At 56.5% G+C, this 13,893-nt stretch carries 10 protein-coding genes and 1 tRNA gene; 6 read left to right on the top strand and 5 right to left on the bottom strand.

Annotation, left to right across the window (positions count from 1 at the left end):
* Nucleotides 1–13: 13 nt before the first annotated feature.
* From Q1B13_RS11360 to Q1B13_RS11380, 5 genes are all read left to right on the top strand, one after another.
* Nucleotides 14–2,008, top strand: a complete 1,995-nt coding sequence (locus tag Q1B13_RS11360; RefSeq protein WP_299079555.1) for a CocE/NonD family hydrolase — start codon at nucleotides 14–16, stop codon at nucleotides 2,006–2,008.
* A gap of 119 nt (nucleotides 2,009–2,127) precedes the next feature.
* Entirely contained in the window at nucleotides 2,128–3,714 is a 1,587-nt protein-coding gene (locus tag Q1B13_RS11365; RefSeq protein WP_299079552.1) for an ABC transporter substrate-binding protein, read from the top strand.
* Nucleotides 3,715–3,729: 15 nt separating this feature from the next.
* Entirely contained in the window at nucleotides 3,730–4,686 is a 957-nt protein-coding gene (locus Q1B13_RS11370; protein ID WP_299079549.1) for an ABC transporter permease, read from the top strand.
* Nucleotides 4,686–5,501, top strand: a complete 816-nt coding sequence (locus tag Q1B13_RS11375; RefSeq protein WP_298933484.1) for an ABC transporter permease — start codon at nucleotides 4,686–4,688, stop codon at nucleotides 5,499–5,501. Before Q1B13_RS11370 ends, Q1B13_RS11375 begins: the two co-directional genes overlap by 1 nt.
* On the top strand, nucleotides 5,498–7,135 hold the full coding sequence (locus Q1B13_RS11380) for an ABC transporter ATP-binding protein (protein WP_299079546.1): 1,638 nt from the start codon (nucleotides 5,498–5,500) through the stop codon (nucleotides 7,133–7,135). Before Q1B13_RS11375 ends, Q1B13_RS11380 begins: the two co-directional genes overlap by 4 nt.
* A gap of 56 nt (nucleotides 7,136–7,191) precedes the next feature.
* Here the strand turns inward: Q1B13_RS11380 and Q1B13_RS11385 are convergent, their stop codons facing one another.
* Nucleotides 7,192–7,692: a thioredoxin family protein gene (locus tag Q1B13_RS11385; RefSeq protein WP_299079544.1), complete on the bottom strand. Its 501-nt coding sequence runs from the start codon at nucleotides 7,690–7,692 to the stop codon at nucleotides 7,192–7,194.
* Between the two features lie 175 nt (nucleotides 7,693–7,867).
* On the opposite strand from Q1B13_RS11385, the gene Q1B13_RS11390 reads away from it, so the two are divergent.
* Complete coding sequence (locus Q1B13_RS11390; RefSeq protein ID WP_299079541.1) at nucleotides 7,868–8,704, top strand: alkaline phosphatase family protein; 837 nt, start codon at nucleotides 7,868–7,870, stop codon at nucleotides 8,702–8,704.
* A 12-nt stretch (nucleotides 8,705–8,716) separates the two neighbouring features.
* Here the strand turns inward: Q1B13_RS11390 and Q1B13_RS11395 are convergent, their stop codons facing one another.
* The 4 genes from Q1B13_RS11395 to Q1B13_RS11410 all read right to left on the bottom strand — a co-directional run bounded on the left by Q1B13_RS11395 (nucleotide 8,717) and on the right by Q1B13_RS11410 (nucleotide 13,855).
* Complete coding sequence (locus Q1B13_RS11395; protein WP_299079539.1) at nucleotides 8,717–9,640, bottom strand: alpha/beta hydrolase; 924 nt, start codon at nucleotides 9,638–9,640, stop codon at nucleotides 8,717–8,719.
* Between the two features lie 13 nt (nucleotides 9,641–9,653).
* Entirely contained in the window at nucleotides 9,654–11,543 is a 1,890-nt protein-coding gene (locus Q1B13_RS11400) for an acyl-CoA synthetase (RefSeq protein ID WP_298933444.1), read from the bottom strand.
* Between the two features lie 159 nt (nucleotides 11,544–11,702).
* Entirely contained in the window at nucleotides 11,703–13,523 is a 1,821-nt protein-coding gene (locus tag Q1B13_RS11405; RefSeq protein ID WP_299079536.1) for an ABC transporter transmembrane domain-containing protein, read from the bottom strand.
* A gap of 258 nt (nucleotides 13,524–13,781) precedes the next feature.
* Nucleotides 13,782–13,855: transfer RNA gene (locus Q1B13_RS11410), tRNA-Gly, on the bottom strand.
* Between the last annotated feature and the right edge of the window lie 38 nt (nucleotides 13,856–13,893).

Raw genomic sequence — 13,893 nt, forward strand, 5'->3', positions numbered from 1 at the left:
GGAGACTGCCACAATGACGTCTGCACCCAACTCCCTAAGTGAGATCGAGGAAATCGCCGACTTAGGCATCCACTTATCTGATGGGTGTCGCCTGTCTGCTCGGGTATGGCGACCCACGGACGTAGATCAGTCTCCGGTTCCGGCAATTCTGGAATATCTCCCCTATCGCAAACGCGATGGCACCGCCGCACGGGATGAACTAACCCATCCGTGGTTCGCCAAACGCGGCTACGCCTGCATCCGCGTGGATATGCGCGGCAACGGCGATAGCGAAGGCTTGATGACCGATGAGTACACCCAGCAAGAGCTGGATGATGCTGTCGAGGTTATTCAGTGGCTGGCAGATCAACCTTGGTGCAGTGGCTCGGTTGGGATGATGGGAATCAGCTGGGGCGGCTTTAATGCATTACAGGTCGCCGCGATGCGACCCGACCCGCTTAAGGCCATCATCACCTTATGTTCGACAGCGGATCGGTATGCAGATGATATCCACTACAAGGGTGGATGTCTGTTGAACGAAAACCTGGGGTGGGGCGCGACGATGTGGTCCTATTCCTCGCGTGCGCCCGACCCCAAGTTACGCCCGAACTGGCGTGAGCTGTGGCTGGAGCGTCTGGAGTGCGAGCCGTTTTTGCCGTCGGTTTGGTTGCGGCATCAAACACGCGACGACTACTGGCGACATGGCTCGGTGTGCGAAGATTTTGGGGCGATCCGTGCAGCGACGCTCGCGGTTGGTGGCTGGGGGGACGCGTATAAAAACACCGTTCCGTTGCTCATTGAACAGTTGAACACTCCGGTTAAGGGCATCGTTGGTCCCTGGGTTCACAAATACCCGCATTTTGCAGTGCCAGAACCCCGGATTGGCTTCCTTCAGGAAGCGTTGCGGTGGTGGGACCATTGGTTGAAAGACGTAGACACCGGGGTGGAAAACGATCCGGATTACCGGGCCTATGTGATGGACGGTGTGCGCCCTGAACGTTGGTACGCCGAGCGGGCCGGTCACTGGGTCGCAGAACCTGATGGTGCGACATCTCAACTGCCCACTGTGACCTTGCCCATTTCGGATGCGGGGTTCGGTCAGGCCGGTCACTTGAATGTGCGCATACGCTCGCCCCAGCATTGCGGCATGGATGGCGGCGAGTATTGCGCCATCTGGTTGGGCCCTGACATGCCTGGCGACCAGCGGGCCGATGATTCATTGTCGGCCTGTTTTGACAGCGAACCGCTGGGCGATACCATGGACATCGTAGGCGCACCGCGGGTGCGACTGACGGTCAGCACCGACAAACCGCAGGCTCAGATCGCGATACGCCTGAACCATATTCATCCCGACGGCGCCACGACCAGAATCACCTACGGGGTTCTGAACCTTGCGCACCGGGACAGCCATGCAGACCCCGCGCCGCTAACACCCGGCGAACCTTATCAAATTGAAGTTGACCTGGATCACATTGCCTACCGTGTCCCTAAGGGGCATCGGTTGCGCCTGTCTGTCTCCAGCGCATATTGGCCGTTGATCTGGCCCTCTCCAGAGAAGGCCGAGCTGCATTTGACAGCGGGCGAGGTTACGATCCCGCAGCGGGAACCTGTGTCGTCTGACGAGTGCGTGTTTCCTCCGCCTGATTCTGAAGAACCGCGGAAAGTCAAAACCTTACGGGAAGCATTGAATTCCCGCCGTGTCGAAACGGATATGAATACCGGAGAAATACGTCTGATCATCGAGGATGATTTTGGTCTTGTCGAAGATTGCGCGCATGGGTTGATAAGTGGCGGTTCTGCACATGAGATTTGGTCAATACGTCCCGATGACCCGCTTTCTGCACGGGGCACCTGTGACTGGATCCAGGAACAAAAACGCGGCGACCTGGAATTGAAAACTGCGACAAGTTGCGAGATGTGGTCTGACGCCGAAAATTTCTATCTGCGCGCTTCGATAAACGCCTACGAAAACGAAGTGCTATTGTTTTCAACGCTCAAGGAAGACACGATAGCGCGGAACAACTTGTAGATCCAACCACTAAGGGCAGGACTTTAAACTTGCCCGGCAGGTTGAAATGCGCCAACGTTGACTCAAGCGTCAATAAAAAGTCCGCAAAGGGCTATAACAAACCAAAGGGAGATCTTTGCATGAACGACCAACTCACTCACATGACCGGACAAGTGACGGCAGGAAAACTAACACGCCGCGAATTCATGGGGAAAGCGGCCGCCCTTGGGGTCACCGCCGCGATGGCCAGCACAATGTTCGCAGATGCCGCCCGCGCTGCAGGCGCCAAAAAGGGTGGTGATCTGAAATTTGGCCTGCAGGGCGGCGAATCTACGAACTCGCTCGACCCGGCAACCTATGCCAGCTCGGTTCCGTTCCAGAACGGCAAGCAGTTTGGCGACCAACTGGTTGAAGTGGCACCTGACGGTACAATCGAGCCACGCCTTGCCGAAAGCGTTGAAGGCAGTGCAGACGCCAAGGTCTGGACCTTCAAGCTGCGTCAGGGTGTCGAGTTCCACAACGGCAAGACCATGACCAGCGAAGACGTCCTGAAGACGATGGAGCGCCATTCGAACGAAGACTCCAAGTCGGGTGCCCTCGGCATCATGAAAGGCATCGAGTCGATGAAGGCTGATGGCGACAACTTCCAGGTCACCCTGACCGAGCCAAATGCCGACCTGCCCTATCTGATGGCTGACTATCACCTGATCATTCAGCCCGATGGCGGCATGGACAACCCTGCAGCAGGTATCGGTACCGGCCCCTATAAGCTGGAAGTTGATGAACCGGGTGTACGCCACCTGTTCACCAAGAACGAAAACCACTGGAACAGCGATTTCGGTAACTTTGACAGCGTCGAAGTGGTCGTCATCAACGACGCGACAGCGCGTACTGCTGCGCTGCAATCCGGTCAGGTGCACGCGATCAACCGGGTTGAACCGAAGGTTGCCGACCTGCTGGGCCGCGCGCCCAATCTGACGGTGAATTCGACGGCTGGTCGTGGGCACTATGTGTTCATCATGCATTGCGACACGGCACCTTTCGACAACAATGAACTGCGACTGGCACTGAAATACGCCATCAACCGCGCCGATCTGGTCGACAAGGTCCTGCGCGGCTACGGCTCAATCGGGAACGACATGCCAATCAACGCGGCATATCCGTTGTTTGACGAGACAATCGAACAGCGCGAGTTCAGCATCGAGAAAGCTGCGGAACACTACAAAAAGTCCGGTCATGATGGCTCTCCGATTGTCTTGCGTGTCGCCGACGGTGCGTTCCCTGGTGCCGTAGATGCCGCCGCTTTATTCCAGCAGACCGCCGCTCAGGCTGGTATCCCGCTGGAAATCAAGCGTGAGCCCAATGATGGATACTGGTCCGAAGTTTGGAACGTTCAACCGTTCTGCGCGTCGTACTGGGGTGGCCGTCCGGTTCAGGATCAGATGTACTCGACCGCGTATCTGTCGACCGCAGACTGGAACGATACCCGGTTCAAGGTTCAGGCGTTCGACGACATGCTATTCGCGGCCAAGGCGGAGCTGGACGTTGAAAAACGCAAGGGCATCTATAGCCAGATGGGCCGAATGGTCCGCGACGAAGGCGGCCTGATCTGCCCGATGTTCAACGACTTTGTCGAGGGCATAAGCAACCAGCTCGACGGCTGGGAATCTGATCCGACGCAAGAGATGATGAACGGCAACATATCTCGTAAGATGTGGTTCGTCTGATACGGACTACGGATAATGCATCCCATCATCAAACTGGTTTCCCAGCGCCTGGCGCTGGGAATCCTATTACTGCTCGGCGCTTCGGCCCTGATTTTTGGCCTGACCGAAGCCCTTCCCGGAGACGCCGCGCAAGCCGTCCTGGGGCAGTCCGCAACCCCCGAGGCCCTTGCAAACCTGCGCGAAGAGATGGGTTTGGACCGTCCCGCATTGACCCGCTATGTCGAATGGCTGACAGGCATCCTGCAAGGTGATCTGGGTCAGTCGCTCACCAACAAGCTCGACATCGCCGACAGTATCGGAAAACGACTGGGAAATACGCTGTTCCTGGCGTGTGTTGCCGCGATCGTCTCGGTTCCGCTTGCGATTTTTCTGGGCCTGTTGGCCGTCCGCTACCGCAACCGTTGGCCGGACAAACTAATTTCAGCGATCACGCTGACAACGGTTTCGATCCCCGAGTTTCTCATTGGTTATGTGCTGGTGTATTTCATTTCGGTAAAGCTGGGGTGGTTTTCGTCCCTTGCAATGGTCAACGATTCCATGTCGTTGGGGCAAAAACTGTATGCAATTGCGCTGCCGGCGTTGGTTCTGACACTCGTGGTTCTGGCGCAGATGATGCGTATGACCCGGGCCGCAATTTTGAACCTGATGCAGTCTGCGTATATCGAGACTGCCGAACTCAAGGGACTGTCCACCTTTCAGGTTATCGCCAGACACGCCTTTCCAAATGCCATTTCACCAATCGTAAACGTTGTCATGTTGAACCTGGCTTATCTGGTGGTCGGCGTCGTCGTGGTTGAGGTTGTGTTCGTATATCCCGGCATGGGGCAATACCTTGTCGACGCCGTGACCAAACGCGATGTGCCGGTTGTTTTGGCCTGCGGCGTAGTCTTCGCGGCCGTCTACATTGGCCTGAACATGGTCGCGGACATTGTGTCTATCCTTGCGAACCCAAGACTGAGGCACCCGAAATGATGAAGAATATTCCTATTTCGGCAGCCATCGGTCTGTTTTTCACTGGCACCTACTTTTTGGTGGCCATCGCCGCGCCTTTGATCGCGCCTTACGGAATGGCCGAAGTGGTTGGGGACGTTTGGGAACCGGCCAGTGCCAAACATTTGCTGGGAACCGACAATATCGGACGCGATCTGCTGACCCGCATGATCTACGGTGGCCGTACCACGATCTTTATCGCGGCGGCTGCGACACTCCTTAGCTTTCTGACCGGTACGTCACTTGGACTGCTTGCAGCAGTTATGGGCGGCTGGGCTGATCAGGTTCTAAGCCGGGCGGTCGATCTGGTCATGTCGATTCCCACGCTGATCCTGGCGCTGGTCATTCTGGCAATTGTCCCTGTGACCGTTCCGATCCTGATCCTTGTGATGGGCCTTTTGGACGCCACACGCCCATATCGTTTGTCGCGATCTGTCGCGGTGGATATCAACGTGATGGATTATGTCGAGGCCGCCAAACTGCGTGGTGAGGGCCGGGTCTGGATCATCTTCCGGGAAATTCTGCCCAACGCGCTGTCACCATTGGTGGCAGAGTTCGGTCTGCGGTTCATCTTTATGGTGCTGTTCATTTCGACCCTGTCGTTCCTGGGTCTGGGCGTGCAGCCGCCGCTGGCAGATTGGGGCGGTATCGTGAAGGAAAACAAAGACGGCATCGTCTATGGCATCGGCGCAGCACTATACCCGGCCGTCGCCATCGCGACACTCGCCATCTCGGTCAACCTTGTGGCTGACTGGGTGCTGAACCGTACAACTTCGCTGAAAGGAGGCCGGGGATGAGTGATACCCTTCTCAAGGTCTGCGACCTCAAGATCGGCGCGACTGTGTATCCGCCGGGTGAAAAACCCCATGACATTGAAATCGTGCACGGGGTCAGCTTTGACCTCGCGCCCGGCAAGGTCTTAGGGCTAATTGGCGAATCCGGGGCCGGCAAATCCACTATTGGCTTAGCATCCATGGCTTACGGCCGGGGCGGTGTCGAAATCACTGGCGGCGAAGTCTGGGTCAATGGGCGGGATATCCTGAAGTCTCCGTTTGGCGACATACGCAAATTGCGCGGGGGCGAAGTGACCTATGTTTCGCAATCCGCGGCGGCGTCCTTCAACCCTGCCAAAAAAATCATGGATCAGGTTGTCGAAGCCGCGGTCGAACAGAAAAAATTCTCGCGCAAGGAAGCCGAAAAGCGCGCGCGCGAGCTGTTCGCCAAACTGGGGTTGCCTGATCCGGACAATATCGGGGATCGGTATCCGCACCAGGTTTCCGGTGGGCAGCTACAACGTTGCATGACCGCGCTCGCCTTGTGTCCCGAGCCGGATCTCGTGGTGTTTGACGAACCCACGACAGCGTTGGACGTGACCACCCAGATCGACGTTCTGATGGCGATCAAAGAAGCCATTCGCGACACTGGTGTTGCCGCTCTCTATATCACTCACGACCTTGCTGTCGTGGCGCAAGTCAGCGACGACATCATGGTCCTGAAAATGGGCAATACGGTCGAATACGGCAGCACGGATCAGATCATCAACAAACCGCAGGAAGAGTACACCCAAGCGTTGGTCTCGGTCCGCTCGATCGAACATGAAGAGAAACAGCCCACGCCGGACCCGGTGCTGAGCGTCGACGGGATCACCGCACGCTACAAGGGGCTGAACTTCGACGTGTTGCACAACGTCAATGTCGAGCTTCATCCAGGACAGACACTGGCTGTTGTGGGCGAATCCGGCTCGGGCAAATCCACGTTGGCGCGGGTGATTACAGGTCTACTACCGCCCAGCGGCGGTGAGATCACATTTGCAGGGCGCAAGCTTTCGGCGGATCTGGCCGGACGTTCGCGTGAAGATCTGCGTGAGCTGCAAATGATCTACCAGATGGCGGATGTTGCGATGAACCCGCGCCAGACCGTCGGGACAATCATCGGTCGGCCGCTGGAGTTCTATTTTGGCATGCGTGGTGCGGAAAAGCGCAAGCGGATCATCGAACTGCTGGATGAGATCGAACTGGGCGAAAAGTTCATGGATCGCTATCCGGCAGAGCTGTCGGGCGGTCAGAAACAGCGTGTCTGCATTGCCCGTTCGCTTGCAGCCAAGCCCAAGATGATCATCTGTGACGAAGTAACATCAGCATTGGACCCGCTGGTCGCAGATGGCATCCTGAAACTGTTGTTAGATCTGCAAAAGATCGAGGACGTCGCCTATCTGTTCATCACCCACGATCTGGCGACGGTGCGCGCCATCAGCGACAGTATCGCGGTGATGTATCAGGGTCGGGTGGTTCGCTATGGTCCCAAGAGCGAGGTCCTGAGCCCGCCATTTGACGACTATACCGACCTGTTGCTTAGTTCGGTGCCCGAGATGCATCTGGGATGGCTGGAAGAGGTCGTTGCGCATCGAAAAATGGAAAGCGCCGGGAACTAAGCCCGCATATCAACACTTGAACCCGGCGCGTTTCGACACGCCGGGTTTTGTTTTTCTCACGCTGTGCTGCCGTATCGCTGCTGATGTCGGACCAGTAGCTCGCTTAACTCGTCCCGGTACCGCATGCCGCTTAACGTTTGCTGCAACCTCCCATCACCGTCGAACAACAGCAATGTCACGTGCGGCACGCCATAACGGTTGGCGAAGGTTGCGCCCTGTGTCTGACTGACATCCGCAACCAGATACACCAAATCGCATTCACCAAATTGCTTCATCGCATTTCGGGTTTCGCGTTGCAGGGCAGTACATGTCGCACATTGCGGATCATGCACCTGAACCACCACCGGTTTGCCTTGACCGATCCGAGTAAGATCCTGCTCAGCCTGCATCGCGTTTACCGATCGCATCATCCAGAAACCGCCGCCGCCAATTGCCACGGCGGCAACGCCAACATTCCGCGCCCAGCGCAATACATCGCGACGAGAGGGGTTTTGCTGCGCCTCAGACGTTTTAGCCCTTTGTTTCTGGGCTTTCTTGCGTTTGGAAATTTTGGCCATGAGTCATCCAGAGCTGGTTTGCAACAAGGACAACAATAGTGTCCGTCGCCATTGATGCGGTTCACAATTTCGACAACACAATTATGCTGTTTAAGCGATAATACTGTCGCTTTTCTGACAGCCAAACGGCGTGCTTGAAACCACAACACTCAAAACAGAAGTGGAAAGGCACAGCATGGATCGCAAAATTCTACTGATCATTCTGGACGGAGTTCCGTATCGCAACTTTCGCCGCCTTTTTGGTAACCTGGAAGGCTGGGTTCAAAACGGTGAGGCGCGGGTCTGGAAACATCGCGCGGTTCTGCCGTCGATTTCTGCCAGTTGCTATGCTTCGATCCATACCGGTGTGACGCCGCAGGAACATGGCTGTACCGGCAATGGAAATGTATTCCGCCTGGGCCACAAGGACGTGTTCAGCCAGGTGAGAGAAGCCAGGGGCAAGACCGGCGCCGTAACCCACAGCTTCTGGTCACAGTTTTTCAATCGCCATCCGTTCGACTATGTGCGTGACGTCGAATATGACGAACCAGATAGCCAGACGATCAACCACGGTCGCTTTCACTCGATGACCGGCTATGGCAAGGACAATCAGATGACGCCGTCGGACGTGGATCTTTTTGCCACGCTGACCAATCTGTGCCTGCGACACGGGTTGGATTACGGCATTCTGCACAGCTGTACGTTGGACAGCATGGGGCATCGCTATTTTCACGACTGTCAGGAAATGGACCATGCGTGCTTTGTAATGGATGAAATGTTGGCCCCTTTCATCCCCCGGTGGCGCCAATTGGGATACGAAGTGATCGTGACCGCAGACCACGGACAGGACGAGCGGGGACATCACGGCGGGCGCGGTGAGCTACAGCAAGATACGGCGCTTTACTATTTCGGTGATGCGCAAGGCCCTGATCCGGACACGGTCATTGACCAGCTGCAACTGGCACCGACAATATTGAAACGCATGAGTGCCCCGGTTGCAGAGACAATGCAGGCCGAGCCGTTTCTGAAGTAATCCGGCGGGGCATCAGTCGTAGGACCAGATGCCCTGCCCCAAAGCCTCGATCGCGACCGAGATTCTTTCAAAACTGTCAGACGCGCGTTTGACCGTTGTTCGGGCGCGAAGATACCCGTGAACAAGGCCCGGTTCGTTGATCCAATGCGCTTTGCCCCCTGACGCTATGATTTTCTCACAATACGCCGGTCCATCATCGCGCAGTGGGTCACAGTCGGCGGTGATGACAACAGTTGGTGGAAGCCCCGAGAAGTCGGTATCATGCAACGGAGCATAAGTTGGGTCCCTCTCGGGCTTCGCTCCCCCAAAGCGAAGCTTTTCGTAGAACTGTATGTCTTCGAGCGTCAAAAGCGGCGCATAAGCATGTTCAACATACGACCCTTGCGTCCTGTCACCGCCCAGACCCGGATAGATCAGCACTTGCCCTAAAACATGCCCTAGCCGCCCGCGCGCGCGATGCGCGACGGATGCTGCCAGATTGCCGCCGGCGCTGTCGCCTGCAAGAACGATGGGATCGCCAAATTCGCTGGCAGCCCATTCGACGGCGGCCCAACTGTCGTCAAACTGCGCCGGATGCACATGTTCCGGGCACAACCGATAATCAACAGCCACAACGCGATACCCAGTTTGCACGCAAATCTCGGCACAGACGTCATCGTGGCTGTCGAGACCACCCAATATGAAGCCGCCGCCATGGAAGTAGACGACGGTTCGGGTCGGATCTCCGGCTATGTAAACGCGAACCGGGACGCCGTCGGCGGACCGGTCCTGCGTTTTTACTTGATTGGGTCGGGGTTGGCGAAAGTCCTGACACATCGTGTCATAAACCCGGCGTTGATCGTCTATGGACAGGTCAACCGCATCGTCGGGATAGCTTTCAGCCGTCCGTCTTATGAACGCCCAGGTTTCTTCATCAATCAGACGTTCATAATCCATAGCCCCTCCGTGATCAGGCTGCCCACTCCCATGGCCGGGTGAACGTTCCCAGCACTGTGCTGACATCGTCTTCGGAGGAGCCGTTCGCGTCAAGCTGTGCGACAAGCCCACGCTTTTTGTCATCGATGACCGAGACAACCCGCGCATCGACGCCCGCTTTTTCAAGCGCGCCGTTGTAGATACGGGTAATCGCGTTTTTGCGCAGATCAGGTTTGAACACCTTGCCCACGGCGGTTTTTGGCAACTCTGTCAGAATCGTCATGTGCTTGGGTTGCGCGGCCCGTTCGTGGACGTGGACTGTGCAGTACTCCAGCAACTCTTCTTCAGTCACGCTGGCACCGTCGACGAGTTCTACAAAGGCACAAGGCACTTCACCTGAATGGGCATCCGGTTGGCCGATGGCGCCCGCAAAGGCGACCGCCTCATGGCCCAGCAATGCCTCTTCAATCTCTGCCGGGTCAATGTTGTGGCCGCCACGGATGATCAGGTCCTTGGCGCGCCCTGTGATCCACAGATACCCATCCTCGTCAAATCGACCCAGATCGCCCGTGCGCAGATACTTGTCGAAATGATAGAGGTTCGCGTTCTTTTCCGCCTCGGTATAAGTGTTGCCCGCGTAGACGCCAGGGTTCGATATACAGATCTCGCCGATCTCGTCAGCACCACATTCCTTGGGACCATCTGGCCCATCCTGCAGGATTTTGACATCCGTATAGGGGAACGGAATACCGATTGAGCCGATCTTCTTCTCGCCATCCACCGGGTTACAGGACACAAGGCAGGTGGCCTCGGTCAGGCCATAGCCTTCGACGATCGTGACACCGGTTGCTTCTTCGAAACGTCGGAACAGTTCCACGGGTAAGGGTGCGGAGCCCGAAAACGCCGTTTTCACGGATGAGATATCCGCATCTACCGGGCGCTGCATTTTGGCCGAAATCGCCGTTGGGACCGTGATGATGAACGACACTTTCCAGCGCTCGATCAGCTTCCAGAAATTGTCAAATACGCCGTCGCCGCGATACCCGGCCGGTGTCGGGAAGATGACATGCGCGCCGGATGAGACGGCGGCCATCATGATCACGTGTACCGCAAAGACGTGGAACATGGGCAACGGGCACATGATCACGTCATTTTCGTCAAACAGCAGCGTATTGCCCAGCCAGCCATTGTAGACCAGCCCGGAATACTTGTGTTGCGCGACTTTGGGCATGCCCGTGGTCCCACCAGTGTGGAAGTAGCAGGCCACACGATCTTCTTTGCTGTCTTCAAATGTCAGGCTGGTCGGTTGTTTGGCCAACTCCTGATTGAAACTTTTGTAATCCGCATGGGCCAGATGCTCTTTGTCACCCATCTTGGGACGCAGGAAGGGCACCAGCCAGGATTTCGGTGGCGTCAGGTAACGGTTCAGGTCGATTTCCAGAATTGTGTTGACCTTGGGCGCGTGGCGGACGGCTTCTTCAACCTTTTGTGCCACATCTGTCTTCGGGAAGGACTTCAGCGTCACCACAACCTTAGCTTTGGTTTCGCGTAGAATGGAGGCAATCTGTTCAGGTTCCAGCAATGGGTTGATCGGATTGACGATCCCCGCCACGGCGCCGCCCATCATGGTCACAAGCGTTTCGTTGCAATTGGGCAGAACATACGCCACCACATCCTTTTCACCCACACCGAGTGACCGGAACAGGTTGGCCGCCTGATTGACCTTGCCCAGCAAGTCCGACCACGTCAGTGTTTCGGCCTTATCATTCGGGCCCGAGAACAGCTGGAAACTGATCGCCTTGTGGTTTGGAAACTTACCTGCTGTTCGCGACAACAACTGATGGAACGTGACCGGGAGATCGCGATCCTCCCAGGACATTTCCTGCTCCATACGTGCTTTATCTTCTAGACCCTCAAATGCCATGTGGCTCCTCCCCATTTTTTCTCCCATGCGCGGCACAGGGTTTTTGATCTATCCTAGGATGGGACCATATCCTTGTCGGCGCAAGCAAGGGCTTAGCGTCGGATTTCTGGAAAATGTAGAATGACGCTGCGGCGGATCGCCATTTGTCGGTACGTCACTTCATTCTGCGGCGACGCCATCTGTGAATTGAAGACGGGCCAACCGGGCATACAGCCCGTCCTGTGCCACAAGATCTTCATGGGTGCCTTGTGCCACGATTTGCCCGGCCTCTAGCACCACGATCCGGTCGGCCTTTTTGACCGTCGCCAAGCGGTGCGCAACGATCAGGGTCGTACGCCCGGCGCGCATTTGATCCACGGCGCCCTGAACGGCAAGCTCGCTTTCAGCATCGAGGGCCGACGTCGCCTCATCCAGTAACAGGACCGGCGCATCGCGCAGAATGGCCCGGGCGATCGCAATTCGTTGTTTCTGGCCACCGGACAGCATCACGCCACGTTCTCCGACAAAACTGTCATAACCTTCTGGCAATGCCGCAATGAAGTCATGTGCCGCAGCCGCGCGCGCGGCCGTCTCAACTTCGGCATCCGTAGCATCCAGTCGGCCAAAGCGGATGTTTTCGCGGGCCGAAGCAGCAAAGATCACCGGGTCCTGCGGAACCAACGCCATTTGAGCGCGAAAATCTGCGCGATCCAGGTCTCGCAGGTCTTGGCCATCCAATGTGACGCGACCAGAGTTCGGGTCATAGAACCGCTGGATCATCTGGATCACGGTTGTCTTGCCTGCCCCCGAGGGACCCACAAAAGCAACAGTTTCGCCTGGGTTCACTTGAAGCGATAAATGGTCCAGCGCGATTACATCAGGGCGTGCCGGATAGCGGAAGGTAACATCTTCAAACCCGATTTCACCGCGCACGGGTTGCGATAGCGATCCGGCTTGCATCGGATCGGACACCGTATCCTCGGCATTCAGCAATTCAATCAGGCGTTCGGTAGCGCCGGCAGCGCGCTGAAGCTCACTCCATATCTCGGACAAGGCAGCTACGGAGCCTGCCATGATGATCGAGTAGATCACGAACTGGATCAGCACGCCCTCGGTCATGACACCGTTGCGGACGTCATTCGCCCCCATCCACAGCACGCCGACGATACCGGAAAAGACCAGGAAGATCACGATGACCGTCAGTACGGCTCGAGTCCTGATGCGCCGTAATGACACCACATAAGACGTCTCGGTCATATCACCGAATTGTTTGCGACTGGCTTGTTCGTGGGTGAACGCCTGCACCGTCTGGACAGCCCCCAGCGCTTCGCCCGCATTGCCCGAAGACGCCGCGATCCAGTCCTGGTTTTCGCGGCTGATGACTCGCAAACGACGGCCCAGAACCAGTATTGGAACGACAACGATTGGGATCAACAACAGGACAAGACCAGTCAACTTGGCAGAGGTCAGCAGCATCAATACCAACCCGCCGATGAACATCAGCATATTCCGCAACGCGATCGAGACAGAGGACCCCAGAACCGATTGAATCAATGTCGTGTCCGTCGTGATCCGGCTAAGCACTTCGCCGGTCATGATGCGCTCGTAGAATTCCGGGCTCATACCGATCACACGGTCGAATACGGCCTTGCGAATATCCGCCACCACTCGCTCACCCAGCCGGGTGACCAGCGTATACCGAATCCCGGTACCAACCGCGAGGATGGCGGCAATCCCCAGCGCAGCCAGAAAGTACCAATCCAGCAGCTCGCCATCCTGAATGCGAAAGTTGTCCACCACGCGACGGACAGCCAGCGGCAGGGTTAGTGTCATGCCCGCCGTCAGTATCAAAGCCAGCGTGGCACCGATCATCAACCATTTGTAAGGCAGCATGAAGGGCCAGAGAGACGCCAGCATGCTCAGCTTTTTCGATCCGGGCCGTTCCTCGCTGGCGCCGGGGGCCGGCGCGTTTGCTGGGTTGGCGGTGGTCTTTCGTGCCATATCGGGCCCTTACGCTCCAAACGGTCCTGAGTGGAAGCTTCTTGACCCTAGCAGCACCTGTGGTCAAGCAGCACAACACTTTTGGCGGCTTGCACGGGCCATTTGACGCAGAGATTGGGGAGATATTCTGGAGCGGGTAGACGGAATCGAACCGACATAGTCTGCCTGGAAGGCAAGCGCATTTTTTATTAAATAAAATCAAATACTTGAGAGACCTGATAATTGTCATTTGCAGGTCTTGTGTCGGAAAATAATCCTTGGAGCGGGCGGCGGGAATCGAACCCGCGTCATTAGCTTGGAAGGCTAAGGTCTTACCACTACACAACGCCCGCTCAACAGTGACATCACCTATTTCATGTGGATTTTGACG

Source organism: uncultured Ruegeria sp., assembly GCF_947489545.1.
In the GTDB taxonomy this organism is placed as follows: domain Bacteria; phylum Pseudomonadota; class Alphaproteobacteria; order Rhodobacterales; family Rhodobacteraceae; genus Ruegeria.